20 protein-coding genes are annotated in these 24,432 nt (G+C 72.0%); 2 read left to right on the top strand and 18 right to left on the bottom strand.

Annotated elements, in window-relative coordinates; genetic code table 11:
- Nucleotides 1–2: 2 nt before the first annotated feature.
- The 18 genes from ACFVTC_RS17420 to ACFVTC_RS17335 form a co-directional block, all read right to left on the bottom strand.
- The gene (locus tag ACFVTC_RS17420) at nucleotides 3–851 is read right to left on the bottom strand and encodes a TatD family hydrolase (protein ID WP_390127730.1); all 849 of its coding nucleotides are present in this window, start codon (nucleotides 849–851) and stop codon (nucleotides 3–5) included.
- Nucleotides 851–1,591: an EboA domain-containing protein gene (locus ACFVTC_RS17415; RefSeq protein WP_390127728.1), complete on the bottom strand. Its 741-nt coding sequence runs from the start codon at nucleotides 1,589–1,591 to the stop codon at nucleotides 851–853. Before ACFVTC_RS17415 ends, ACFVTC_RS17420 begins: the two co-directional genes overlap by 1 nt.
- Nucleotides 1,588–2,511, bottom strand: coding sequence for a sugar phosphate isomerase/epimerase family protein (locus tag ACFVTC_RS17410; RefSeq protein ID WP_390127726.1), 924 nt, complete (start codon nucleotides 2,509–2,511; stop codon nucleotides 1,588–1,590). The genes ACFVTC_RS17415 and ACFVTC_RS17410 overlap by 4 nt, the downstream gene beginning before the upstream one ends.
- Nucleotides 2,508–3,440 (bottom strand): SCO3242 family prenyltransferase, encoded by a 933-nt coding sequence (locus ACFVTC_RS17405; protein ID WP_390127724.1) that lies wholly within the window; start codon nucleotides 3,438–3,440, stop codon nucleotides 2,508–2,510. Before ACFVTC_RS17405 ends, ACFVTC_RS17410 begins: the two co-directional genes overlap by 4 nt.
- Nucleotides 3,437–4,687 (bottom strand): inositol-3-phosphate synthase, encoded by a 1,251-nt coding sequence (locus ACFVTC_RS17400; protein ID WP_390127722.1) that lies wholly within the window; start codon nucleotides 4,685–4,687, stop codon nucleotides 3,437–3,439. Before ACFVTC_RS17400 ends, ACFVTC_RS17405 begins: the two co-directional genes overlap by 4 nt.
- A gap of 213 nt (nucleotides 4,688–4,900) precedes the next feature.
- Nucleotides 4,901–6,268 (bottom strand): ThuA domain-containing protein, encoded by a 1,368-nt coding sequence (locus ACFVTC_RS17395; protein WP_390127720.1) that lies wholly within the window; start codon nucleotides 6,266–6,268, stop codon nucleotides 4,901–4,903.
- 17 nt (nucleotides 6,269–6,285) lie between these two features.
- Entirely contained in the window at nucleotides 6,286–8,775 is a 2,490-nt protein-coding gene (locus ACFVTC_RS17390; RefSeq protein ID WP_390127719.1) for a PQQ-dependent sugar dehydrogenase, read from the bottom strand.
- 146 nt (nucleotides 8,776–8,921) lie between these two features.
- The gene (locus tag ACFVTC_RS17385; protein ID WP_390127717.1) at nucleotides 8,922–9,926 is read right to left on the bottom strand and encodes a sugar phosphate isomerase/epimerase family protein; all 1,005 of its coding nucleotides are present in this window, start codon (nucleotides 9,924–9,926) and stop codon (nucleotides 8,922–8,924) included.
- Between the two features lie 2 nt (nucleotides 9,927–9,928).
- Entirely contained in the window at nucleotides 9,929–11,323 is a 1,395-nt protein-coding gene (locus tag ACFVTC_RS17380; protein ID WP_390127893.1) for a Gfo/Idh/MocA family protein, read from the bottom strand.
- A gap of 62 nt (nucleotides 11,324–11,385) precedes the next feature.
- Nucleotides 11,386–12,435, bottom strand: a complete 1,050-nt coding sequence (locus ACFVTC_RS17375) for a substrate-binding domain-containing protein (RefSeq protein ID WP_390127715.1) — start codon at nucleotides 12,433–12,435, stop codon at nucleotides 11,386–11,388.
- A 20-nt stretch (nucleotides 12,436–12,455) separates the two neighbouring features.
- Nucleotides 12,456–13,475 carry an ABC transporter permease gene (locus ACFVTC_RS17370; RefSeq protein ID WP_390127713.1) on the bottom strand — a complete coding sequence of 340 codons (1,020 nt, stop codon included), beginning with the start codon at nucleotides 13,473–13,475 and terminating at the stop codon, nucleotides 12,456–12,458.
- A complete protein-coding gene (locus ACFVTC_RS17365; protein ID WP_390127711.1) occupies nucleotides 13,472–14,989 on the bottom strand; it encodes a sugar ABC transporter ATP-binding protein in 1,518 nt (505 codons plus the stop codon). Before ACFVTC_RS17365 ends, ACFVTC_RS17370 begins: the two co-directional genes overlap by 4 nt.
- 152 nt (nucleotides 14,990–15,141) lie before the next feature.
- Nucleotides 15,142–16,323: an ROK family protein gene (locus tag ACFVTC_RS17360; protein WP_390127709.1), complete on the bottom strand. Its 1,182-nt coding sequence runs from the start codon at nucleotides 16,321–16,323 to the stop codon at nucleotides 15,142–15,144.
- 229 nt (nucleotides 16,324–16,552) lie between these two features.
- A complete protein-coding gene (locus tag ACFVTC_RS17355) occupies nucleotides 16,553–17,227 on the bottom strand; it encodes a GntR family transcriptional regulator (RefSeq protein WP_168530982.1) in 675 nt (224 codons plus the stop codon).
- Nucleotides 17,228–17,421: 194 nt separating this feature from the next.
- Complete coding sequence (locus ACFVTC_RS17350) at nucleotides 17,422–18,369, bottom strand: beta-ketoacyl-ACP synthase III (protein WP_390127707.1); 948 nt, start codon at nucleotides 18,367–18,369, stop codon at nucleotides 17,422–17,424.
- Between the two features lie 159 nt (nucleotides 18,370–18,528).
- Nucleotides 18,529–18,666, bottom strand: a complete 138-nt coding sequence (locus tag ACFVTC_RS17345; protein WP_390127705.1) for a hypothetical protein — start codon at nucleotides 18,664–18,666, stop codon at nucleotides 18,529–18,531.
- A complete protein-coding gene (locus ACFVTC_RS17340; RefSeq protein WP_390127703.1) occupies nucleotides 18,632–19,966 on the bottom strand; it encodes an OFA family MFS transporter in 1,335 nt (444 codons plus the stop codon). The genes ACFVTC_RS17345 and ACFVTC_RS17340 overlap by 35 nt, the downstream gene beginning before the upstream one ends.
- 278 nt (nucleotides 19,967–20,244) lie before the next feature.
- On the bottom strand, nucleotides 20,245–21,144 hold the full coding sequence (locus ACFVTC_RS17335) for an aldo/keto reductase (protein ID WP_390127701.1): 900 nt from the start codon (nucleotides 21,142–21,144) through the stop codon (nucleotides 20,245–20,247).
- Nucleotides 21,145–21,536: 392 nt separating this feature from the next.
- Between ACFVTC_RS17335 and ACFVTC_RS17330 the strand changes: the two genes are divergently transcribed.
- Nucleotides 21,537–22,508: a 2-dehydropantoate 2-reductase gene (locus ACFVTC_RS17330; protein WP_390127699.1), complete on the top strand. Its 972-nt coding sequence runs from the start codon at nucleotides 21,537–21,539 to the stop codon at nucleotides 22,506–22,508.
- Nucleotides 22,505–24,424 (top strand): molybdopterin oxidoreductase family protein, encoded by a 1,920-nt coding sequence (locus ACFVTC_RS17325; RefSeq protein WP_390127697.1) that lies wholly within the window; start codon nucleotides 22,505–22,507, stop codon nucleotides 24,422–24,424. The genes ACFVTC_RS17330 and ACFVTC_RS17325 overlap by 4 nt, the downstream gene beginning before the upstream one ends.
- The last annotated feature ends 8 nt before the right edge of the window (nucleotides 24,425–24,432 follow it).

Below are 24,432 nucleotides of genomic sequence, written 5' to 3'. Positions count from 1 at the left end.
GCTCACTCCCCGCCGCGCAGGACGGAGTTGCCCTCGTGGGTCGCGCCGGTGCCGGGGAGGTCGAGGCAGAGGCGTCCGCTGAGTCCGTAGAAGGCGACGGGGTTGCGCCACAGCACCCGGTCGACGTCGTCGTCGGTGAACCCGGCGGCCAGCAGGGCGTCGCCCACGCGACGGGTCTTGAGGGGGTCGCTCCTCCCCCAGTCCGCGGCCGAGTTGACGAGAACCCTCTCCGGGCCGTGGGCGCGCAGGATCGCGACCATGCGGTCCTCGTCCATCTTGGTGTCGGGATAGACGGAGAAGCCCAGCCAGCAGCCGCTGTCCTTGGCCTCCTTGACGGTCGTCTCGTTGAGGTGGTCGACCAGGACACGGTCCGGGGGCAGTGCGGACTCCCGGACGGCGTCGAGGGTGCGGCGCAGGCCGGTGAGCTTGTCGCGGTGGGGCGTGTGCACCAACGCGGGCAGCCCGTGGTCGGCGGCGAGCTGGAGCTGGGTGGTCAGGGCGGTGTCCTCGGCGGGGGTCATGGAGTCGTAGCCGATCTCTCCCACGGCCACGACCTGGTCCTTGACGAGGTACCGGGGCAGTTCGTCCAGGACGGGGACGCAGCGGGGGTCGTTGGCCTCCTTGGGGTTGAGGGCGAGTGCGCAGTGGTGGGCGATGCCGTACTGGGCGGCGCGGAAGGGCTCCCAGCCGAGCAGCGAGTCGAAGTAGTCGAGGAAGGAGGCGGCCGAGGTGCGGGGCTGGCCGAGCCAGAAGGCGGGCTCGACGAGGGCGCGGACGCCCGCGGCGCGCATGGCCTCGTAGTCGTCGGTGGTCCGTGACGTCATGTGGATGTGGGGGTCGAAGATGCGCATCAGGACTCCTTGCCGGATCGGCCGTGGGTGCCGGTGGGGGTGTCGGCGGGCTCGGTCAGCGCCAGTACGCGCCGGAGGTCCTCGGGGACGGGACGGCCCGCGGCGGTGCGTTCCTCGGCGTGGTCGCCGAGCATCCGGGCGAGTTCGGCGTCCGCGCGGGCGCGCTCGGCGAGTCCGGCCACGGCGTCGACGGGGACACCGGTGAACAGGCACTTGAGGACGGCGTGCCGCCAGTTGTGGGCGTCCAGGTGGCGGGCCGCGTACGGGCCGAGGGCGGCGGCGACGAGCCGGGTGTCGTTGGTGCGCAGTGCGTCCTCGACGAGGGGCAGCGCGTCGGCGCCCGGCACGAGGTGGGGCAGGGCGTGCAGGACGGCACGGCGTTCGGCGGCGGTGCCCTGGCGGTAGACGCGGGCGAGCGCCCGGGGGTCGGCGCGGGCGGCGTGCAGGAGGAGGACGCGGGCGTTGTCGGCGTTCTCGTGGCCGCAGCGCCGGCCTGCCTCCGCGATCCGCAGCTCCCAGACGGAGATCGGCCCGTGGGTCCCGGGATGGTCGGCGGCTTCGGTGAGAGCTCGGTCGAGCCAGGCTCGGGCGGGGGCGTCGAGGCGGGAGTCGAGCCGGGCCCGCAGGGACGCGAGGGCGGGTGCGGCAGTGGTGGTGGCGGTCGCGGGTGGAGCGACGGCAGGAGGTGGAGCGGCGGTGGGCGGGGGGCCGCCGTGGGGTGCGCGTGGGTGGCGGTTCACGGGGTGCTCCCTTCGGCGCTGTCGGGGATCGCCCGGCCCGCGCGGTGGAGGAACGGGAGGGACTCCTCGGCGAAGTGGGGGCCCGCGTGGGAGTGGCGGGGCAGTTCGACGACGGTCAGGGCCTGGTAGCCGGTGGCGGCCAGGGCTTCGAGGACGGGCGGGAAGTCGATCTCCCCGTCCCCGAGAGGGAGGTGTTCGTGGACGCCGCGGCGCATGTCCTCGATCTGGACGTGCCGCAGCCAGGGCGCGGCGGCACGTACGCAGTCGGCCGGGGAAAGGGGTTCCAGGCACTGGCAGTGACCGATGTCGAGGGTGAGGCCGAGGGCGGGCGGGTCGCCGAGGATGTGGCGCAGGCGGTGGAAGTCGTCGAGGGTGGCGAGCAGATGGCCTGGTTCGGGTTCGACGGCGAGCGGGACACCGGCGCGGGTGGCCGCGTCCAGCACCGGGGCCAGTGTCTCGGCGAGCCGCTTCCAGGCGGTGTCCTCGTCGGTGCCGGCCGGGGGTACGCCGCTGAAGCAGTGCACGGCGTACGCGCCGAGGTCGGCGGCGGTCCGCACGGCGCGGTGCAGCAGGCCGGCGCGGCGCGCCCGGTCCGCCGGGTCCGGGTCGAGGAGCGACGGTCCGTGCTTGCGGCGCGGATCGAGGACGTAGCGGGCACCGGTCTCCACGGTGACGCCGAGACCGAGAGCGTCCAGCCTGCGGGCCACCCGCCTGGTCCGGGCGGCGAGATCCGGGGCCATCGGGTCGAGGTGCATGTGATCGAGCGTCAGACCGACACCGTCGTAGCCGAGGTCCGCGAGCAGGGCGAGGGCGTCGTCGAGGCGGAGGTCGGCCAGCCCGTTGGTGCCGTAGCCGAAGCGCAGGGTGCTGGGGGTCGTGGGGTGCGGCGCGGGGTCCGCGGAGCGCGGCGCGGGGCTCATGTGACGCTCACCTTCTTCGCGAACCTGCGGGCCGCGGGGGCCAGTGCGGCGGTGAGGAGCGCGGAGGTGAGGGCGCCCGAGCGGGCCGCGAGGGCGGCCTGGAGCGGGATCATGGCGCGGATGCCGCCGCCGACGGCTCGTTGGGTGAGCGGGGGCGAGGGGTTGAGAGCGGCGTGCAGGAGGGGGCGGGCACAGGTCGCGGCGTAGGCGGCCGTGAGGGCCCCGCGCAGGACGTGCGCGGCGCTCCGAGGAGCGCGGGCGGAGGTGGGCCCGCGCGTCAACGCCCAGGACAGCGAGCCCGTCGCGACGAGCGCGGCCAGCGGTACGACCGGTGATCCGCCCCGGGTCTCGCCTCGGGAGACCGCGGTCACCGCGAGGGTGTGGGCGGCCAGCACGGCGGCGGAGGGCAGGGCGGGCCGGACGCCGCCGCCCGTCGCCGCCGCGCCGAGAAGCAGGTCGAGGCCCCGGGCGGCGGCCATCGCCACCGGCCCCGCGGGAGTTCGTTTGAGCACGAGGTCGTACGCCCACACGGTGGCCGCGAGGGGCACCGCGAGGGCGAGGGCGCCATGGCCCGCGCGCACGGCGAGGGCCATGCCGACCGCCGTCAGGGCGCCCGCCGCCGCGAGGGCCGCGGTCGGCGGCACCCGGCCGGACGGCAGCGGGCGGTGCGGGCGCTCGGCGGCGTCCTCGGCCCGGTCGGCCCAGTCGTTGAGGGCCATGCCCGCCTCGTACAGGCACAGCGAGCAGCCGACGGCGAGCAGCGTGCGCGATCCGGGGCGGCGACCGGCGGCAGCGGCTCCGGCGAGGGCGTCGCCGGGGACGGTGAACAGGGCCGGCAGCCGCAGCAGTTCGGCCCAGGCGAGCAGCCGCGGACCGGCACCGAGCGGCACAGGACCGGCCGCTCCCGCGTCCGGGCGAGGATGCGTCACCGCTCCTCCCGGGGCCCGTGCGACGACCGTCCGGGCTGCGGGTTCCGTCGTCCCGGCTGCTGGGCGCGGCGCTCGGGGCGCGGCCGCGGGCGTTCCGGGCGTGGTGTCCGCAGTCGGGCCGCGAACCGCGCGAGCTCGGCGTACTGTTCGCCGAGCGCCGCGGGCCCCTCGCCCAGCGGGTCCTTGAAGTAGAAGCCCAGGCCGTCGAGCGGCCCCGACAGGCCCGCCTCGTGGGCGCGGGACACCAGGCGTGCGAGGTCGAGGACGAGGGGCGCCGCCAGGGCGGAGTCGCAGCCCTGCCACGTGGTCTGGAGGATCATCCGGGTACCGAGGAAGCCGTCGAAGGCGATGTGGTCCCAGGCGGTCTTCCAGTCGCCGAGTGCCGGCACGTCGTCGATGTGCACCTCGCCCTGCGGGGCCGCGCCCAGTGTGTCCGCGAGCACCCGTTCCTTGCCGGCGTTCTTGGCGGCCGCGGCGGCCGGGTCGGCCAGGGAGGCCCCGTCACCGCCGCCGAGCAGGTTGGTGCCCGACCAGGCGCGGACCTCCAGCGCGCGCTGCGCGAACATCGGGCCGAGCACCGACCGCAGCAGGGTCTGGCCCGTCTTGCCGTCCCGGCCGGCGTACGGCAGACCGCCGGTCCGTGCCGCCGGCGCCAGCGCGGGGTGGTGGAGGCCGGTCGACGGGGTGAAGTTCACGTACGGGCAGCCGGCCTGGAGGGCCGCCGCCGCGTACAGGGAGCTCGGGGGCAGCGCGGTACCGGTGGGAGTGGGGTCGGTGGGAACGGGCTCGGTGGGAACGGGCTCGGTGGAGGCCACGTTCACCACGACCGCCCGGGTCAGGCCCCGTCGCCGTAAGAAGTCCCTCAGGTCGGCGGCGAAGCCGTCGACCAGCTCCGCGGCGTCGCGGGTGCCGCCGGCGACCGGGCCGCCGGGCCGGATCTCCCGGTCGGCGGCCTCCAGTTCGGCCGCGACCGCCGCGGGCAGGCCGTGCGGAAGGACGCCCCCCGCCGCGAGCGCCTCCGCGCGTTTGGGCAGCGGGCAGTCCACGGTGTCGTGTCCGCCGAAGACGAGGGAGGACAGCGGAGGCAGGCCGCACCCGGCGAAGAGGGGTGTCTCGGTGACCATGCCGGTCGGAGGGTGCAGGCCCGCGGTGACGGCCGCGCAGCCCGCGACGACGGTGGTGGCGACGGAACCGCGCGCTCCGATCAGCCACACACCCACTCGGGGTTCGGAAGAGGACGCGGACACGGGCAGCCTCCTGGTCGTACGTCCGCCACAGGGGTCGGACGGAAGTGGGGGAAGAGAGGAAAGAGGTCAGGGGGACGTCAGGGATCTCAGGGACCTCAGGGACGTCAGGGACGTCAGGGTGAAGCTGGACGAGGGAGGTGAAGGGGCGCCGGGGGCGGCTGAGGTGCGGACGAGACGGCGGGCGGGGGTCCGGCGTCCCCCGCCCGCCGCCGCTCAGTCGCCCGGCGACGCCGTGTGAGCCACGGGCTTCGCGGGCAGTTCCTTGATCCGGACGTTGCGGAACGACACCTGGTCGTCGGCTCCGTGGTTCTGGATGCCGATGTGCCCCTCGCGCAGGCTCCGTGCCGGATCGGTGTTGGTGAAATCGTTGATCCGCACACCGTTGAGCCGGACGCGGAGGTGTTCGCCCTCCACCCGGATCTCGTACGTGTTCCACTCCCCCGGCGGATTCAGCGCGCGGTCGCGCTTCCTGAGGTCGGCGGAACGGAATCCGTACACGGCCCCCGTGGTGCGGTCGGGGGTGTCGGTCGCGTCGATCTGGACCTCATGGCCGTGGTCGACGGCCGACCACGGGTCGTCGGAGGCGGGGAAGCCCACGAACACACCGGAGTTGTCGTCCCCGGCCACCTTCCAGTCCAGCTTCAGCGAGTAGGAGCCGAACGCGGCCCCGGCGTACCAGAGCATTCCCAGGCCGCCGGACGACGTGAGTGTGCCGTCCGGTGACAGTGAGAACGCGCCCGGTCCCGCCTGCCGCCAGTCGGTCAGCGAGGCGGCGGTACCGTCGAAGAGGGGCCGGTAGCCGTTCTCGGGGCGGCAGTCGGCTCGGGCGGCCCCCGTCGCGTACCGGATGCCGCCCAGCAGATGCTGCCGGAAAGCCGGGTCCGCGTAGGACTCCTTGGTGTGACCGCCCCCGGTGTAGAAGGCGCGGCCGCCCCGGTACTCCTGGCACCAGGCGATCGGATGGTCACCGCCCATCGTGCCGCCGGAGTACGTGGACTCGTCGAGGGAGGCCAGGACGTGCACCCGTTCCCGGGGGTCGGAGCGGTAGTTGTACCACTCGTCCGTACGCTCCCAGGTTCCCGGAAGTCCCGAGGTCGCCGGGTGCCCGGTGTCCTCGATGTCGACCGTCGCGGGCTGGATCGCGGGATGCGACTGGAAGTAGGCGCCCACGAGACCGCCGTAGAAGTCCCAGTCGTACTCGGTGTCGGCGGCCGCGTGGACGCCCGCGTAGCCACCGCCCCGCTCGATGTACCGCTCGAAAGCGCCCTGTTGGGTGTCGTCGAGGACGTCACCGGTGGTCGAGAGGAACACCACGGCGTCGTACCGCGCGAGGTTGCGTGCGGTGAAGGCGCCCGCGTCCTCGGTGGCGTCGACCGTGAAGCCGCCCTCGATCCCCAACTCCCGCACGGCCGCGATCCCTTCCGGAATCGCGTCGTGCCGGAAACCCGCCGTCTTCGAGAAGACCAGCACCCGGCTCCCGCCGGGACCGGCCGCGCCCTTCGACGCGGCCGGTCCCGCCACACATCCGAGGAGCAGGGCGGCGGCGGCACCCGTGGTCAGTATTCGTGCCGTTGTGCGCATGACCGTCACTCCTCCCGTCAGCCCGTGGTGAAGGTGAAGTCGTCCACGTCGTACAGCGCGCCGGCGCCGCCCTTGAAGACGAGGTAGAGCGTCGTGGTGCCGCGCGGAGCGCGTGAGATGTCCGCGCTGACGTCCTGGAAGGTGTCCCAGCCGCCGGTCACCGGCACCGCCGCCCTGCCCAGCACGCGGCCGGTCGGGGAGCCCGCGCGGACCTCGAGGGTGCCGCCCGCGCCGGCCGACGAGACGCGCGCCGTGATCTTCTCGGCGTCGGCCAGGACGTACGGGGTGAAGGAGATCCAGTCGCCGTTGTCGATGTCGCCGACGGTCTTCCCGCCATGTGCGGTGGCCTTCGACTGGACGGTGATGCCGGAGGCGTCGCCGTGGTGCTCGGCCTGCCGGTGCCTGGGCTGGAGCACGTTGCGGTCGTGGGTGGTCAGCGCTGTCTGGCCGCCGCCTCCCCCGTCGGTGTACTCGGCGTCGAGGACCCCGAAGATGTTGGCGTCCTCGTCGTGGCCGCCGTCGGCACTGGTCTGCAGGGTGCCGGAGCAGCCGTTCGCCGAGGTGAGCGGGTGGCCGTGGCTGTCGTGGCCGAGGACGAAGGTGACCTTCACCTTGGCGCAGTCGATCGCGCGGCCGTCCTCCGGGTCGGTGACCCTCACCTTGAACGGTACGGGGTCGCCGAAGCTGAACAGCTGCCCGTCACCCGGCAGTTCGACGGTCACCTTCGGCGCGGTGTTGCCGACCACGATCCGCACGCTGGCGCCGCCGGTGCGCCCGGTGCTGTCCTTGGCGGTCACCGTCGCGGTGTAGGTCCCGTTCCTCTTGTACTTGTGCGACGGGTCGGCGGCCGTCGAGGTGCCGCCGTCACCGAAGTCCCAGCTGTAGGTGAGGGCGTCGCCGTCCGCGTCGCTCGAACCTGCCGAGGAGAAGCGGACCTTGAGCGGCGCCTGCCCCGAGGTGCGGTCCGCCGCGGCCTGGGCGACGGGCGAGTGGCCGTCGGTGGCGTTCTCGATGCGGTAGAGGCCGGAGTTCTCGTCGCCGCCGAACCAGGCGGTGCCGTAGTCGAGGACGTAGAGCGCGCCGTCCGGGCCGAAGGCCATGTCCATCACCTGGGTGCCCGTCCATGGCACGGAGCTGATGGACCGCACGGTCCCGTCGGTGTCGGCGTCGATCCGCTTGATCCAGCGGCGGCCGAACTCCCCGGCGAAGAAGTTGCCGTCGTAGGCCTGCGGGAACTTCACCGGCGAGTCGAGCAAGGCGTCGTAGTGGTAGACCGGGCCGCCCATCGGGGACTCGGAGCCGTCGCCGAACTCCGGTACGGACGCGCCGTCGTACGGGATCCAGGCGGGCTGGGCCGGGGGCAGGTCGGTGAGGCCGGTGTTGTGGGGGGAGGTGTTCTTCGGGGCGGCGCAGTCGAAGGCCGCGCCGGAGGCTCTGGTCGCGAAGTCGTAGTCCACGTAGGCGTCGTTCTTGCCGGTGCAGTACGGCCAGCCGAAGTTTCCCGCGGCGGTGACACGGGCGAACTCGACCTGGCCGCCGGGGCCGCGCGCCGGGTCGGCCGCGCCCGCGTCCGGGCCGTAGTCACCGACGTAGACGATGCCGGTCTTCTTGTCGACGCTGAAGCGGAACGGGTTGCGGAAGCCCATGGCGTAGATCTCGGGGCGGGCCTTGTCCGTACCGGGTGCGAAGAGGTTGCCGTCGGGGATGGAGTACGTGCCGTCGGCGTTCACGTTGATGCGCAGGATCTTGCCGCGCAGGTCGTTGGTGTTGCCGGCCGAACGCTGGGCGTCGAACGCCGGGTTGCGGTCGGCGCGCTCGTCGATGGGGGTGAAGCCGTCGGACTGGAAGGGGTTGGAGTCGTCGCCGGTGGAGAGGTAGAGGTTCCCCGCCGCGTCGAAGTCGATGTCGCCGCCGACGTGGCAGCAGATGCCCCGGGAGGTCTTGACGTCGAGGATCTGCTTCTCGCTGGCGTTGTCGAGCGTGCCGTCGGTCTTCAGGACGAAGCGGGAGAGCCGGTTGACCCCGTCGAACGGGGTGAAGTCGGCGGCCGTCCCGGTCTCGGGGGCGTCGCCCGCCGGGGTGTTCAGCGGTGGCGCGTAGTAGAGGTAGACGAAGCGGTTGGACGCGAAGCCGGGGTCGACGCCGACGCCCTGGAGCCCTTCCTCGTCGTGGGTGTAGACGTCGAGCTTGCCGGCGAGTCTGGTGTTGCCCGCGGCGTCGGTGAGGCGGAGTTCGCCGTCGCGCGAGGTGTGCAGGACCGAGCGGTCGGGGAGGACGGCGAGCGACATCGGCTCACCGACCTCCGGTTCGCCCTTGGCGAGGGTGACCTGCTGGAAGTCCTCGGCGGCCGCCTCGCCCGGACCGGCGACGGCTGCGCCGGCCCCGGGGGCGGTGAGGGTGAGGGACGCGGCTGCCAGCAGCGCGCCGCTCAGCAGGGCGAGGGCCCCGCGGAGCCCAGGACGTCTTAAGTGGCTTGTGCGGCTCTTGTTCCGGTCGTTCGGGTGCACGAAATGCCTCCATGAAGGGGCTGGTCGTACGGGCGGGTGCGGTACGCCGGGGTGCGCCGTCACCCCGGAAGCATGTGAACGGTGTGCCGCGGCCTGGTGCCGCGGCGGCCGGCGTCCTCCCGTGGGGGCGAACGCCGCCCGTGGCACTAGTCGTTGCCGCCGAACGCCGCGTCGAAGGAGGCCGACGGCGGCTCGAAGTCGTACGTCTTGAGGCGGGTCAGGGCCTCGGGTGCGCCCTGGAGCCGGTCCATTCCGGCGTCCTCCCACTCGACCGAGACGGGGCCCGTGTAGTCGATGGAGCGCAGCATCCGGAAGACGTCCTCCCAGGGCACGTCGCCATGGCCCGCGGAGACGAAGTCCCAGCCGCGCCGCGGGTCACCCCAGGGCAGGTGCGATCCGAGGCGGCCGTTGCGCCCGTCGAGCCGTTTGCGGGCTTCCTTGCAGTCGACGTGGTAGATGCGGTCGCGGAAGTCGTAGAGGAAACCGACCGGGTCGAGGTCCTGCCACACGAAGTGCGAGGGGTCGAAGTTCAGCCCGAACGCCGGCCGGTGGCCGACCGCCTTCAGGGCCTCGTGGGTGGTCCAGTAGTCGTAGGCGATCTCGCTGGGGTGGACCTCGTGCGCGAACCGCACGCCCTGCGCGTCGAAGACGTCGAGGATCGGGTTCCAGCGTGTCGCGAAGTCCTCGTAGCCGCGGGCGATCATCGACTCGGGCGCGGGCGGGAACATGGCGACCAGGTGCCAGATGGCCGAGCCGGTGAAGCCGATGACGGTGTCGACCCCGAGGGCCGCGGCGGCGCGCGCGGTGTCGGCGATCTCGGCGGCGGCCCGCTGCCGTACGCCCTCGGGTTCGCCGTCGCCCCAGATGCGGGCGGGCAGGATGGCCCGGTGGCGTTCGTCGATGATGGCGTCGCAGACGGCCTGACCGACCAGGTGGTTGGAGATCGCCCAGCACTTGAGGCCGTACTTGTCGAGGAGCGCGTGCCGGGACTCGACGTACGCGGGGTCGGCGAGCGCCTTGTCGACCTCGAAGTGGTCGCCCCAGCAGGCGAGTTCGAGCCCGTCGTAGCCGAAGTCGCGGGCGAGCCGGCAGACCTCCTCGAGCGGCAGGTCGGCCCACTGGCCGGTGAAGAGTGTGAAGGTGCGCGGCATGGCTAGAGGTCTCCTCGAACCGCTGGGGAGGTGGCTGTCACGGGTGTGACGGCCACGGGGGTGTAGACGGAGTTCTTCTCGGCGCTCTCCTCGACCGCCGCGAGTACTCGCTGTACCTGCAGGCCGTCGGCGAAGGACGGCACGGGCCGCCGTCCCGCCGCCACGGCCCGCACCAGGTCGTGGGCCTGGTGGGTGAAGGTGTGTTCGTAGCCGAGGCCGTGGCCCGGAGGCCACCATGCCTCCAGGTAGGGGTGGTCGGGTTCGGTGACGAGGATGCGGCGGAAGCCCGCGTGGGTGCCGGGCTCGGTGTGGTCGTGGAAGGAGAGTTCGTTGAGACGCTCCAGGTCGAAGGCCAACGAGCCGCGTTCCCCGTTGAGTTCGATGCGCAGGGCGTTCTTGCGCCCGGTGGCGAACCGGGACGCCTCGAAGGAGGCGAGGGCCCCGGAGGCGAAGCGGCCGGTGAAGAGGGCCGCGTCGTCGACGGTCACGGTGCCGAGGCCGGCCGCGTCCGGCACGGCGGACAGACCGCTCGACGCGGCGGCGGGGAGCGGCCGCTGCCGCACGAAGGTCTCGGTGAGCGCGGAGACCCCGACGACCGGTTCGCCCGCCAGGTACTGGGCGAGGTCGACGATGTGCGCCCCGAGGTCGCCGAGCGCGCCCGATCCCGCGCGTTCCCTGCGCAGCCGCCAGGTGAGCGGGAACTCCGGGTCCACCAGCCAGTCCTGAAGGTAGGTCACCCGTACGTGCCGCAGGGTGCCCAGGCGTCCTTCGGCGACCATGGTCCGGGCCAGCGAGGTCGCGGGCAGCCGACGGTAGTTGAAGCCCACCATGGCCACCTGGCCGCGGGCGGCGGCGGCTTCGGCGGCCTCCGCCATCGCCTCCGCCTCCGCGACCGTGTTGGCGAGCGGCTTCTCACACAGCACGTGCTTGCCCGCGGCCAGGGCGGCGAGCGCGATCTCGGCGTGGCTGTCGCCGGGCGTGCAGATGTCGACGAGGTCGACGTCGTCCCGGGCGATCAGCGCACGCCAGTCCGTCTCGGCCGCCGCCCAGCCGTGCCGGTCGGCCATGGCGCGGACGGCTTCCGCGTCACGGCCGCAGACCGCGGCGAGGACCGGGCGGCGCGGCAGGTCGAAGACGCGGCCCACGGTGCGCCAGCCCTGGGAGTGGGCGGCGCCCATGAACGCGTACCCGACCATGCCCACGCCGAGCACCGGCTTGTCCGCCTCCCGCACCCCGGACCCCCGTACCGGGGTGCTCCCCGCCGGCGTCCCCCCCACCGGGATCTCCCCCGGTGCCGCCTCCCGCACGGCGGCGTCCGTCGCGGGTGCCGCCGCCCCGGCCTGATCCACACGGGCCGCCTCCGCCCCGGCCGGTTCGCCCTGGTGCGGCTCTCCCATACGGATGTCCTCCTCGTCGTCGTGCGTCGTCGTGACGCTGTGGGGGCTGTGGACGTGGCGGATCACTTGAAGCCGGTGGACATGTACTGGCCGACGTTGTCCTTGTCGACGACGGCGGAGTAGAGCGTGATCGAGGCCGGGATCTCGAACTCGGCGAGACCGCCCACCCCCTTGCCCTGGCCGAGGGCGCGGGCCAGGTCGATCGCGGACGCCGCCATGGTCGGCGGGTACAGGACGGTGGCCTTCAGGACACTGTTGCCGGCCTCGATGGCCTGGAAGGCGGAGAGCGCGCCCGCGCCGCCCACCATCAGGAAGTCGTCACGGCCGGCCTGCTCGATCGCGCGCAGCGCGCCCACGCCCTGGTCGTCGTCGTGGTTCCACAGGGCATCGAACTTCGGCTGGGCCTGGAGGAGCTGGGACATCTTGGCCTGACCGGACTCGACGGTGAACTCGGCGGCCTGGCGGGCCACCTTCTTGATGTTCGGGTAGTTCTTCAGGGCCGCGTCGAAGCCCTCGGTGCGCTGTTTGGTCAGCTCCAGGTTGTCGAGGCCGGCCAGTTCGATGACCCGGGCGCCCTGCTTGTCCTTGAGCTGCTCGCCGATGTAGCGACCGGCACTGAGGCCCATGCCGTAGTTGTCGCCGCCGATCCAGCAGCGGTACGCCTGCGGTGAGTTGAAGATCCGGTCGAGGTTGACGACGGGGATTCCGGCGCGCATCGCCTTCAGTCCGACCTGCGTGAGCGCCTTGCCGTCGGCGGGCAGTACCACCAGAACGTCGACCTTCTTGTTGATCAGTGTCTCGATCTGGCCGATCTGCGCGGCGGTGTCGTTGGAGCCCTCGGTGATCTCCAGCGTCACGTCCGAGTACTTCTTCGCGCGGCTCTTGGCGTTGTCGTTGATCGCGTTGAGCCAGCCGTGGTCGGCCTGCGGGCCCGCGAAGCCGATGGTGACGTGCTTGCCGGGCTTGTCGTCGGCGGCCGGCCGGTCGTTCGAGGCAGGCTTCTCGTCCTTGGTGTCGTTGGAGGTACAGCCGGTCAGGAGGGCGCCGGCCGAGACGGCGGCGGTCCCGAGGAGCAGTCCTCGGCGGCTGGTGACGTGCGTGGGTGCTGGCATGGCGGTGAACCCTTCCCGTGTCAGGTCGTGCTTGCGGTGCGCCGCTGGACCAGGACCGCGGCGACGATGATCGCGCCCTTGGCGATCTGCTGGACGTCGCTCTGCAGGTTGTTCAGCGCGAAGATGTTGGTGATCGTGGTGAAGATCAGTACGCCGAGCACGGAGCCGGTGATGGTGCCTCGGCCCCCGCTGAGCAGCGTGCCGCCGATGATCGCGGCCGCGATGGCGTCGAGTTCGTACAGGTTGCCGTTGGTGTTCTGGCCCGAGCCGGACAGGATGACCAGCAGGAAGGCGGCGATGCCGCAGCACAGTCCCGAGAGCAGGTAGAGATACAACCGCTGTCGTCGTACGTCGATGCCGGCGAGCCGGGCCGCCTCCGCGTTGCCGCCGACGGCGACCGTGCGGCGGCCGAAGGTGGTGCGGTTGAGGATCAGCCAGCCGATGACCGTGACGACGGCGAAGACCAGTACCAGCGGGGGAACGCCCAGCACGTACGAGTCGCGTTCGCCGAGCTTCAGGATGCCGTCCACGCTGACGATCTGGGTCCTGCCGTCGGTGATCTGGAGCGCGAGACCGCGGGCCGAGGCGAGCATGGCGAGCGTCGCGATGAACGGCACCATGCCGCCGTACGCGATGAGCAGGCCGTTGACCAGGCCGCAGCCGACACCGACCAGCACCGCGGTGAGGAGGATGCCCGCGAAGCCGTACTCCTGGGTGGCCACGGTGGTCGCCCACACCGAGGAGAGCGCGACGATGGCGCCGACCGACAGGTCGATGCCGCCGGAGGTGATCACGAAGGTCATGCCGACGGTGACCACGCCGATCACCGACGCCTGGGTGAGGACAAGTTGGAGGTTGCGGGTGTCGAGGAACTCGTCGGGCTTGGTGATGCCGCCGATGACGATCAGGGCGACGAGCACCCCGAGGAGCGAGAGGGTGCGCACGTCGGCACGGGCACCGAACGTTCGCCAGGCGGGGAGTTCGCCCATCGGTGGCACCTTGCCGGTGCTGTCCCGGGGCGGGGACACGGGCTGCGTCATGATGCCGGACTTCCTTCCATGACGAGGTCGAGTACACGGTGTTCGTCGAGCTCCCGGGCGGGGGCGGTGTGCACGACCCGGCCCTCGCGCAGCACCAGCACACGGTCGGCGAGTCCCAGCACCTCGGGTACTTCGCTCGACACCAGCAGGACGGCCAGGCCCTCCTCGGCGAGGCGGCGGATGACCGCGTACAGCTCGGCGCGGGCGCCGACGTCGACACCTCGGGTCGGCTCGTCCAACAGCAGTACCCGGCAGCCGCGCAGCAGCCAGCGCGCCAGGACCACCTTCTGCTGGTTGCCGCCGGACAGGGTGCGGACCGGAACCGACGGGTTGTCCGGGCGCAGCGACAGTTCACGGGTCGCCGCCCGCGCCGCTCCCCGTTCCGCGCCCCGGTCGATCCAGCCCCCGCGGGCGAAGCGGGACATGGAGGACACGGAGACGTTGCGCGTGACGGACTCCAGCATCAGCAGCGCCTGTGCCTTGCGCTCCTCGGGGGCGAGCCCGAGTCCGGCGCGGACGGCGGCGCGGACGCTGCCGGGCCGCAACGGCCGTCCGTCCATGCGGACCTGGCCGGCGGTCGGCCTGCGCGCACCGTAGATCGTCTCCAGGATCTCGGAGCGTCCGGAGCCGACGAGCCCGGCCAGGCCGACGATCTCGCCGGGGCGCAGATCGAGGTCCAGCGGTGCGAACTCCCCCGCGCGGGCCAGTCCACGGACCCGCAGGACGGGCTCGGCGGTGGACTCCCGGGTGGGTCGGTCGGGGAACACGTACTCCACGTTGCGCCCGGTCATCAGCGCGACGATCTCGCGGGTCGGGGTGGACTTCGCGGGGAGTCCGCCCGCCACCGCCCGCCCGTCCTTGAGGACGGTCACGCGGTCGCCGATGCGGCGGATCTCCTCCAGCCGGTGCGAGATGTAGACGACGGCGACGTCGTCCGCGGTGAGGCCGGTGACGATGCGGAAGAGGTTGTCGACCTCGTCGGGGTCGAGGGCCGCGGACGGCTCGTCCATGACGATGAGGCGTACCTCGTGGGACAGTGCCCGTGCCATGGAGACGATCTGCCGCTGGGCGGCGGAGAGTTCACCGACGAGCCTGGCCGGATCGATCTCGGGGTGTCCGAGCCGTTCGAGGAGCGCGGCCGTCGACGCGCGCGCCGCCCTGCCCCGTACGACGAAGCCGGCCGAGGTGGGTTCGTGTCCGAGGTGGACGTTCTCGGCCACCGACAGGCCCTCCACCAGGTCGAGTTCCTGGTAGATGGTGGCGATGCCGAGGCGCATGGCCGCGATCGGGGAGCGGAGTGCGACGGGTGCGCCGCGCCAGCCGATCGTCCCGTCGTCGGGCTGGTGCGCGCCGGCCAGGACCTTGATGAGGGTGGACTTCCCGGCCCCGTTCTGGCCGAGCAGACAGTGGACCTCGCCGGCCTGTACGTCCAGGTCGACGCCGTCGAGGGCGCGGACGCCGGGGAACGACTTGGTGATGCCGGACATGGTGAGCAGCGGTGGTTCTGGTGCCATGACGGTTCCCCTTGGCGGGCGTGCGGGCCGGTTTCAGGGCAGGGCTGAGCAGCGCGGAGAGCGGGGCTGGGCTGAGGAGAGCGGAACGGAGCGGAGCGGCGACGGCGGAACACGTGGCACGGATGCGGATACAGGTGCGGTTACGGCTGCGGTTACGCGGGCGAGAAGAGGTGATCGCTGATGAGCCGCGCCGCGCCGATGACTCCGGCGGCAGGGCCCAACTCCCCCAGGACGATGGGCAGGTTGCCTGTCGCGAGCGGTAGCGACTGACGGTAGACCTGGGTGCGGATCGCGGCGAGCAGGGTGTGGCCGAGGCCCGTCACCCCACCGCCGATCACCACCAGGCCCGGATTGAAGAAGCTGACGAGAGCGGCGAGGACCTGGCCGGTGCGGTTGCCGCCCTCACGGATCAGGCCGAGGGCGGTGGCGTCGCCGGCCGCGGCCGCGGCGGCCACGTCGACGGCGGTGAGAGCGCCCGCCGCGTCCAGCCGGGCGGCGAGTTCCGCCGAGAGTCCCTGCTGGGCGGCGTCCGTGGCGTCCCGGGCGAGTGCGGCACCGCTGAAGTGGGCCTCCAGGCAGCCGCGGTTCCCGCAGGCGCACGGGCGGCCGTCGGGCACCGCCTGGATGTGCCCGATGTCGCCGGCGCTGCCCGTCGTCCCGCGGTAGACCTCTCCGCCGACGACGATGCCGCAGCCGATACCGGTACCGATCTTGACGCAGAGGAAGTCGCCCACGGAGCGTGCGACGCCCGCGTGCTGCTCCCCCATCGCCATCAGGTTCACGTCGTTGTCGACCATGACGGGGCAGCCGAGATCCTGGCTGAGCGCCTCGCGGACCGGGAAGCCGTCCCAGCCCGGCATGATCGGCGGTGCGACCGGGACGCCCTCGGGGAAGCGGACCGGACCCGGGACGCCGATCCCGGCGCCGTCGAATCCCTCCGCGAGCCCGGAGGACCTCAGCTTGGCCGCCATGGCAAGCACCTGTTCGAACACCGCGACCGGGCCCTCACGGACGTCCATGGGCTGATTGAGGTGCCCGAGCACTTCCAGTTCGGCGTTGGTGACCGCGACGTCGATCGAGGTCGCCCCGATGTCGACGCCGAGGAAGCGCAGCGCCGGGGCGAGCCGGACGTTGTGGGAGCGGCGGCCGCCGCGGGATGCGGCGAGTCCGTCGGCGACGACGAGCCCGGTCTCCAGGAGCCGTTCCACCTCGACGGCCAGCTTCGACCGGGAGAGGTCGACCTGGTCACCGAGTTGGGCACGGGAGTTGGGACCGCCGTCTCGCAACAGGCGCAGCAGCCGCGCCTGGTGCGCGTTCGCGGGTCGAGCCGTCATACGTCTCACGAGCCCCTCCCCGCCTCAATCGGCCTGTGTCCAACGGGATTTGGCCACATCGCCGTGGCTTGCTTTCGAGGGGAACGTAGCAGTGGCCGCCGGGTGTGGGAAGAAGTAGCGCAGAGATTGCCGCCAACTTTCGCCACTGAGAGGACAAAGAGCGGGGCGCGCTGGACTCGGGGCTGGTCCCGGTGGGCGTCGACGTTCCGAACCGGTGTGCGGGGTCCGGCTACTTCTCGCGCTCGTGGTACGTCTTGCGCGTGTGCTCGGTGTGTTCGCGCATGACCTGGGTGGCGCGGGGTTCGTCGCGGTCGGCGATGGCGGCGATGAGGTCGCGGTGCTCGATCCAGGACTGTCCGCCGCGCTGCCGGGCGACCGGCGTGTAGTACCAGCGCACCCGGCGGTCGACCTGAGCGGCCAGTTCGGCGAGGACCGCGTTCCCGGCCAGCTCCATGACCTTCGCGTGGAAGCGGGCGTTGATCGCGACCGCGCCGTCCACGTCGTCGGCGGCGACCGCGCGCTCCCCCTCGGCGCACAGCTCCTCCAGGGCGGTGATGCCGGCGGAGCCCGTGTTGGCGGCGGCGAGCCGCGCGGCCTCGGCCTCCAGGAGCGTACGGACCGTGAGGAGCTGGTCGGCCTCCTCCTCCGTCGGCTCGTGCACGAACGCGCCCTGGGCGGGCCGCAGATCGACCCATCCCTCCGTGTTCAGCCGCTGCAGCGCCTCGCGTACGGGCTGCCGGGAGACTCCGAGGTGTCCGGCGAGTTCGCTCTCGACCAGGTGCTGGCCCGGCTGGAGGGCGCGTGTCGTGATGAGTTCGAGCAGCGCCTCGTAGACACGGTCACGCAGCGGGCCGGGCCGCTCCAGCCTGGGCACCGCCCCCTGCGGCAGTCCTGTCGACAACATCGCGGTCCCCCTCCTGGGCAGCGGTGGCGCGGTGGCCGGCACGTCTCCGTCGCAGGACGCCGCGGTCACCGGTGAGCCGGTCTCTTCGGAAAGCCAGTATCAATTGTCTTTCGTCTACAGTCTACGGCGCACAAAAGCCAGGGGGCGGTGCGGTCGAGCGCGTCACATCGGTCCTGCGTCGCAGGTCACGGGGTTCAGGGGCAGCGGACGACCTGGCCCGCGTAGGACAGGTTGCCGCCGAAGCCGAAGAGGAGCACGGGGTCGCCGGTGCCGATCTCACCGCGTTCGACGAGCTTCGAGAGGGCGAGCGGGATGCTGGCGGCGGAGGTGTTCCCGGAGTCCACGACATCGCGCGCGACCACCGCGTTCACGGCGCCGATCTTCTGCGCGAGGGGTTCGATGATGCGCAGGTTCGCCTGGTGCAGGACGACTCCGGCGAGTTCCTCGGGTGTGAGGCCGGCCCGCTCGCAGGCCTGCCGGGCGATCGCCGGGAGCCGGGTCGTCGCCCAGCGGTAGACGCTCTGGCCCTCCTGCGCGAAGCGCGCCGGGGTGCCCTCGATGCGTACGGCGTGCCCCATCTCGGGCACCGAGCCCCACAGCACCGGCCCGATCCCCGGCTCGTCGCCCGGCGCCGCGGCCTCGACCACGGCCGCTCCCGCGCCGTCCCCGACCAGGACGCAGGTCGTGCGGTCGGTCCAGTCCGTCACATCCGACATCTTGTCCGCGCCGATGACCAGGGCCCGGGTCGCCGCCCCCGCGCGCACGGCGTGGTCGGCCGTGGCGAGCGCGTGGGTGAAGCCCGCGCAGACCACGTTGACGTCCATCGCCGCGGGGGACGGGATGCCCAGGCGGTGCGCGACCCGGGCGGCCATGTTCGGGGAGCGGTCGACGGCCGTCGAGGTGGCGACCAGCACGAGGTCGATGTCGGCGGGGGCCAGTCCGGCGGCGGCAAGGGCCTTGGCGGCGGCGTGCCCGGCCAGCTCGTCGACGGGTTCGTCGGGTCCGGCGATGTGGCGCGTACGGATGCCCACCCGGCTCTTGATCCACTCGTCACTGGTGTCGACCAGGCCCGCCAGGTCCTCGTTGGTGAGGACCTTGGCGGGCTGGTAGTGGCCGACGGCCGCGATGCGTGAGCCGTTCATGGGGGGTCTCCCTCGTTGCCTTGGGTAGCGAGATCCTCCAGTCTGATCAGTGACCCATGGGTACGACGTCAGGTGATGCCACAGGAAAGCGACGTCAGGCTTGTCGGCTTCTGTCAGACCCTCGGACGCACGAGCACGGTCCGCGCGGACGCCCGGGTCTCACCCCGTGAACAGCTGTTTGACCTTGAGAACGAGCTCGTACAGGCCGTAACAGAGCGGTGCGCCCACCCAGAGCCAGGAGAGGGCGATCAGCGGACGCCGGTCAGGCGGACTGCTGGGACTGGACGGAGTCGTCATCGGCTGCCTCCCTCGGTGCGGGGATGTGGTGGCGGACGTGGACCGGGCGGATCAGCTCGTTGGCGACGAAGCCGACGACCAGCAGCCCGATCATGATCAGGAACGAGGTGTCGTAGAGCGCGGCGCCGTGCTTGCCCGCGTCCTTCTGCCGGTCCGCTATCCAGTTGACGATCAGCGGGCCGAGGACACCGGCCGTGGACCAGGCGGTGAGCAGCCGCCCGTGGATCGCTCCGACCTGATAGGTGCCGAAGAGGTCCTTGAGGTACGCGGGGACGGTCGCGAAGCCACCCCCGTAGAAGGAGAGGATCACCAGCGCGCAGATGATGAAGAGGGGCTTGGAGGAGTCCCCGAACTGCGAGATGAGCAGGTACATCAGCGCGCCCACGCCGAGGTAGACGCGGTAGATGTTCTTGCGGCCGATCAGGTCGGACGTGGATGACCAGCCGATCCGGCCCGCCATGTTCGCGGCGGAGAGCAGCGCCACGAAGCCCGCGGCGGCCGACACCGACACCGGGGTGGAGGTGTCCGCGAAGAAGTCGGTGATCATCGGGGCGGCCTTCTCCAGGATGCCGATGCCCGCGGTCACGTTCATGCACAGCACGAGCCACAGGCACCAGAACTGCGGGGTGCGCACGGCGTTCTTCGCCGAGACCTGCACCCCGTCGAGGGGACCGGGGCGGGCCTCGACGGGCTTCTCGCTGCGCGGCACCCTCACCAGCAGCACGCCGAGTGTCATGAAGACGGCGTACGACAGCCCGTGCACGAGGAAGGCGAGGGCGATGCCGGAGGAGTCGGAGCCGAAGGACTTCAGCATCTGCGCGGACCAGGGCGAGGCGATCAGCGCACCGCCGCCGAAGCCCATGATCGCGATCCCGGTGGCCATGCCCGGCCGTTCCGGGAACCACTTGATCAGGGTCGAGACGGGTGAGATGTAGCCGATGCCCAGGCCGATCCCGCCGACGAAGCCGTAGCCGAACACGATCAGCCAGTACTGCTCGGTGGCGGCGCCGAGCGAGGCGATCAGGAAACCGGTGGAGAAGCAGACCAGGGCGACGGTCATCGCCCAGCGCGGTCCGTTGCGCTCCACCAGAGTGCCGCCGAACGCGGCGGACAGCCCGAGCATGACGATGGCGAGCTGGAAGGGCAGCGCGCTCTGGGTGCCGCTGAGGCCGAGCGCGGATTCGAGCGGCGGCTTGAAGACGCTCCAGGCGTACGCCTGGCCGATGGAGAGGTGGATCGACAGGGCGGCGGGCGGGACGAGCCAGCGGCTCCAGCCGGGTGGCGCGACAGGGGGACTCATGATCCCGGACGATAGGAAGCGGTTGTCCGGTTGGGAAGCCGTACGGCGCCAACTCGTCGACCGTATGCGGTGAACGGTATCCATGGTGCGACGAACGGTCGTTCGGGAGCGCGCGGCGGCCGGAACCGGACCGTCAGGGCGACCTGGGTTCGGGCGGCGCTGTGCTCGCGCAAGCCCGTCAGGGCCCCGGCCGCACGGATCGTGCCGGTCGGCCGGCCGACGTACCGAAGTCGCACCCGCCCCGCATGACCCGGCACGACCTGTGGTGTCGCGGCGCGTCACCGGCCCAGCGAGCCGAGGCGTGCCGACTCGTCGTCCGAGAGGCGCAGGGTGCCCGCAGCCATGTTCTGCGCGAGGTGGTCCGGGTCGCCGGTGCCCGGGATCGCCAGCACGTGCGGCCCCTGCCGCAGGGTCCAGGCCAGCCGGACCTGCGCGACGGACACCTCGTGCGCGCGGGCGACGGCGTACACCGTCTCGCTGTCACGGGCGGCCGGTCCCCCCTCGCGTCCGGAACCGGCGATCGCGAAGAACGGGACGAAGGCGACGCCGAGTTCACCGCAGAGCCGCAGGAGGGACCTGTCCTCGCCCGGCGAACCGATCCCGTAGGGGTTCTGCACACACACGACCGGAGCGATGGTCCGTACCTCGGCCAGTTGCCGGGACGTGACGTGGGAGACGCCGAGGTGGCGGATCAGACCGGCCTCGCGCAGTTCGGCCAGCGCGCCGAAGTGCTCGCCGATCGAGCCGTTGCGCCGGCTCGGCGGAACGCGCAGGTTCACCACGTCCAGGTGGTCGCGGCCGAGTTGGCGCAGGTTCTCCTCGACCTGGCCGCGCAGCTGCGCCGGGTTGGCCCACCACCAGCCGCCCGAGGGGTCGCGGGCCGGCCAGACCTTGGTGACGATGACCAGGTCCTCCGGGTACGGCGCCAGCGCCCGGTTGATCAGCTCGTTGGCGGAGCGCGTCGCCGAGAAGTAGAACGCGGCGGTGTCGATGTGGTTCACACCGAGCTCGACCGCCCGCCGGAGCACGCCGATCGACCGCTCGCGGTCGCGCGGCACGCCGCCGTCGAAGGGCGCGGTCCCGGTCAGCCGCATCGCGCCGAACCCGACGCGGTTGACGGTGAGGTCACCGAGTCGCCAAGTTCGGGTCGTTGATGGGGCGTTGGTCCGTTCGCTCATGACATGGAACTCCTCTTGCGGGGATGGACACGCGGAACCGCCGGGGTCGGCGCAGGGCGTTCGGCCCGGTGGTCGGCGGGGCTGCCACCGCCTTCGCGGCGGGTCCGCCCGTGGCGGCACCTGCCGCCGGAGCAGGCTGGATCCGGGCATGAAAAAAGCCTTCCGGCGGATCGCGGACCGCGCCGAGAAGGCTTACGTGACGGCCGGGATTCTAGCGCGCCGTCCGAGGCTCCCACCAGCGGCGCATCGGAGCGGGGCCGCTGTCCACGAGGTCACGGCCGCCCCGGGTGCTGTGCGAAGCCTTGCCGCCCCAACTTCCATACTGTAGACAATATTTCGTCGACAGAGTTCGGCAGTTCCTCGGTACCCTCGACCGAACGGAGCGAGCCACAGTGAAAGTCGCCGTTCTCGGCGCCGGTGCGATCGGCGCCTATGTCGGGGCCGCGCTGCACCGCGCAGGCGCCGATGTGCATCTCATCGCCCGTGGACCGCATCTGGCGGCCATGAGGCGGCACGGAGTCCAGGTACACAGCCCGCGCGGCGACTTCACCGCGCGCGCCCACGCCACCGACGACCCGGCCGAGGTCGGGCCCGTCGACTACGTCTTCCTCGGTCTCAAGGCCAACTCGTACGCGGCGTGCGGGCCGCTGATCGAGCCCCTGCTGCACCGGGACACGGCGGTGGTCGCCGCGCAGAACGGCATCCCCTGGTGGTACTTCCACCGGCACGGCGGCCCGCACGACGGCCACCGTGTGGACAGCGTGGATCCGGGCGGCGCGGTCAGCGCGGTGCTCGCGCCCGAACGGGCCGTCGGATGCGTGGTGTACGCGGCGACGGAACTGGAAGGACCAGGAGTCGTCCGCCACCTGGAGGGCACCCGGTTCTCCATCGGCGAGCCCGACCGCTCGCTCTCCACCCGCTGCCGGACGTTCAGCGAGGCCATGCGGGCGGGCGGGCTCAAGTGCCCCGTCGAGACGGACCTGCGCAACGACATCTGGCTCAAGCTGCTCGGCAACATCTCCTTCAACCCCATCAGCGCGCTCTCCCGGGCGACCATGCGGCAGATGTGCCTGCACGGCGGGACCCGCGAGGTCATCGAGATCATGATGGCGGAGACCCTCGCCGTCGCCGAGGCCCTCGGCTGCGAGGTCGGCGTCTCCATCGAACGCCGGCTGGCCGGCGCCGAACGCGTCGGCGACCACCGCACCTCCACCCTGCAGGACCTGGAACGCGGCAAGCCGCTCGAACTCGACGTCCTGCTCGCGGCCGTCGTCGAGCTGGCGGAGATCACCGCCGTCCCGGTCCCCACCCTCCGTACCGTGCACGCCCTATCGGATCTGCTCGCATCGAGGACCGCCGCATGAGGAAACGCGACCCGAGGATCTACACGCGGCTCACGCATCCGCTGGTACGGGACAGCCGCGACGAACCCTTCCGGCGGGCCGGCTGGGACGAGGCCCTGAGCCGCGCGGCCGCGGGGCTGCGTGCCGCGCGCGGGGCGTTCGGCCTGTTCTCGTGCGCCCGCGCGACCAACGAGATGAACTACGTCGCCCAGAAGTTCGCGCGGGTCGTCATGGGCACCAACAACGTCGACTCCTGCAACCGCACCTGCCACGCCCCGAGCGTCGCCGGTCTCTCGGCGGCCTTCGGCTCGGGCGGCGGGACCTCCTCGTACGCGGAGGTCGAGGAGACCGACCTCGTGGTGATGTGGGGCTCCAACGCCCGCTTCGCGCACCCCATCTTCTTCCAGCACGTACTGAAGGGGATCAGGAACGGCGCCCGGATGTACGCGGTCGACCCGCGCCGCACCTCGACGGCCGAGTGGGCGGAGGGCTGGCTCGGTCTGAACGTCGGCACCGACATCCCGATGGCCCACGCGATCGGCCGCGAGATCATCCGCGCGGGCCTCGCCAATCACGCCTTCGTCCGGCGGGCGACCAGCGGGTTCGAGCAGTACGCGCGGCTCGTCGAACCCTGGACGCTGTCCCTCGCGGAGAAGGTGACGGGCGTACCGGCCTCCGCGATCAGGGAGTTGGCCCACGCCTACGCCCGCGCCGAACGCGCCCAGCTGTGCTGGACACTCGGCATCACCGAACACCACAACGGCACCGACAACGTCCGCGCGCTGATCAACCTGTCCCTGCTGACCGGCCACGTGGGCCGCCACGGCTCCGGGCTCCAACCGCTGCGCGGCCAGAACAACGTCCAGGGCGGTGGCGACATGGGCGCCATCCCCAACCGGCTCCCCGGCTTCCAGGACATCCTCGACCCGGACACGCGGCTGAAGTTCGAGTCCGCGTGGGACACCGTCATCGAGCCGCACTACGGGCTGAACCTGACGGAGATGTTCGAGGCGATGGAGGAAGGCACGCTCAAGGCGGTCTACTGCATCGGGGAGAACCCGGCGCAGTCGGAGGCCGACAGCGAGCAGGCGGTCCGGCGGCTTCGCGCCCTCGACTTCCTCGTCGTCCAGGACATCTTCCTCACCAGAACGGCCGAACTCGCCGACGTGGTGCTGCCCGCGACCGCCGGGTGGGCGGAGACGGAGGGCACCACCACCAACAGCGAACGCCGCGTCCAGCGGGTGCGCGCGGCGGTGACCCCGCCCGGCGAGGCCCGGGAGGACATCGACATCCTCCGCGACCTCGCCGCACGCCTCGGCCACGAGTGGAAGTACGCCGACTCCGAGGCCGTCTGGAACGAACTGCGCTCGCTCTCCCCGGACCACTATGGGATGACGTACGCGCGCCTGGAGGAGGAACAGGGCATCCAGTGGCCCTGCCCGGACCCCACCCGTCTCGAACCGACCTATCTGCACGGGCGGTTGTGGGCCGACGATCCCGCCGAACGCGGCCGTCGCGCGCCGTTCGGGCTCGTCCGGCACGACCCTCCGGTGGACCTGACGGACGAGACGTACCCGATCCGCCTCACCACCGGACGGCGCCTCGACTCCTACAACACCGGTGTGCAGAGCGGCGGTTTCGCCTCCCCGCTGCGGCGCGGCGAGTACGTCGAGCTGTGCCCGGAGGACGCGGAGCGCTACGGGGTCGTGGTGGGCGAGGAGGTCCAGGTCTCCTCGCGCCGCGGCTCCGTACGGGCGCCGGTGTGGGTCGACACCGCGCTGCGCCCCGGACTCGCGTTCATGACGATGCACTTCCCGGACGACGTGGACACCAACCGGCTGACGATCGAGGCGAACTGTCCGATCGCGGGGACGGCGGAGTTCAAGGCGTCGGCGATCCGGATCGACAAGCTGCCGGCCGCGACCGTGAGGAGCTGAGGCGGGAC

It is taken from the genome of Streptomyces sp. NPDC057950 (assembly GCF_042887295.1).
Lineage (GTDB): Bacteria > Actinomycetota > Actinomycetes > Streptomycetales > Streptomycetaceae > Streptomyces > Streptomyces kaempferi.
This window is presented reverse-complemented; position numbering and strand designations above follow the sequence as displayed.

Excerpts from the sequence above, each read along its gene's own strand:
- ACFVTC_RS17420 (WP_390127730.1), bottom strand. The coding sequence starts at position 851 with ATGCGCATCTTCGACCCCCACATCCACATGACGTCACGGACCACCGAC.
- ACFVTC_RS17410 (WP_390127726.1), bottom strand. The coding sequence starts at position 2,511 with ATGAGCCCCGCGCCGCGCTCCGCGGACCCCGCGCCGCACCCCACGACC.
- ACFVTC_RS17395 (WP_390127720.1), bottom strand. The coding sequence starts at position 6,268 with ATGCGCACAACGGCACGAATACTGACCACGGGTGCCGCCGCCGCCCTG.
- ACFVTC_RS17385 (WP_390127717.1), bottom strand. The coding sequence starts at position 9,926 with ATGCCGCGCACCTTCACACTCTTCACCGGCCAGTGGGCCGACCTGCCG.
- ACFVTC_RS17380 (WP_390127893.1), bottom strand. The coding sequence starts at position 11,323 with ATGGGAGAGCCGCACCAGGGCGAACCGGCCGGGGCGGAGGCGGCCCGT.
- ACFVTC_RS17375 (WP_390127715.1), bottom strand. The coding sequence starts at position 12,435 with ATGCCAGCACCCACGCACGTCACCAGCCGCCGAGGACTGCTCCTCGGG.
- ACFVTC_RS17370 (WP_390127713.1), bottom strand. The coding sequence starts at position 13,475 with ATGACGCAGCCCGTGTCCCCGCCCCGGGACAGCACCGGCAAGGTGCCA.
- ACFVTC_RS17365 (WP_390127711.1), bottom strand. The coding sequence starts at position 14,989 with ATGGCACCAGAACCACCGCTGCTCACCATGTCCGGCATCACCAAGTCG.
- ACFVTC_RS17360 (WP_390127709.1), bottom strand. The coding sequence starts at position 16,323 with ATGACGGCTCGACCCGCGAACGCGCACCAGGCGCGGCTGCTGCGCCTG.
- ACFVTC_RS17355 (WP_168530982.1), bottom strand. The coding sequence starts at position 17,227 with ATGTTGTCGACAGGACTGCCGCAGGGGGCGGTGCCCAGGCTGGAGCGG.
- ACFVTC_RS17350 (WP_390127707.1), bottom strand. The coding sequence starts at position 18,369 with ATGAACGGCTCACGCATCGCGGCCGTCGGCCACTACCAGCCCGCCAAG.
- ACFVTC_RS17345 (WP_390127705.1), bottom strand. The coding sequence starts at position 18,666 with ATGACGACTCCGTCCAGTCCCAGCAGTCCGCCTGACCGGCGTCCGCTG.
- ACFVTC_RS17340 (WP_390127703.1), bottom strand. The coding sequence starts at position 19,966 with ATGAGTCCCCCTGTCGCGCCACCCGGCTGGAGCCGCTGGCTCGTCCCG.
- ACFVTC_RS17335 (WP_390127701.1), bottom strand. The coding sequence starts at position 21,144 with ATGAGCGAACGGACCAACGCCCCATCAACGACCCGAACTTGGCGACTC.
- ACFVTC_RS17325 (WP_390127697.1), top strand. The coding sequence starts at position 22,505 with ATGAGGAAACGCGACCCGAGGATCTACACGCGGCTCACGCATCCGCTG.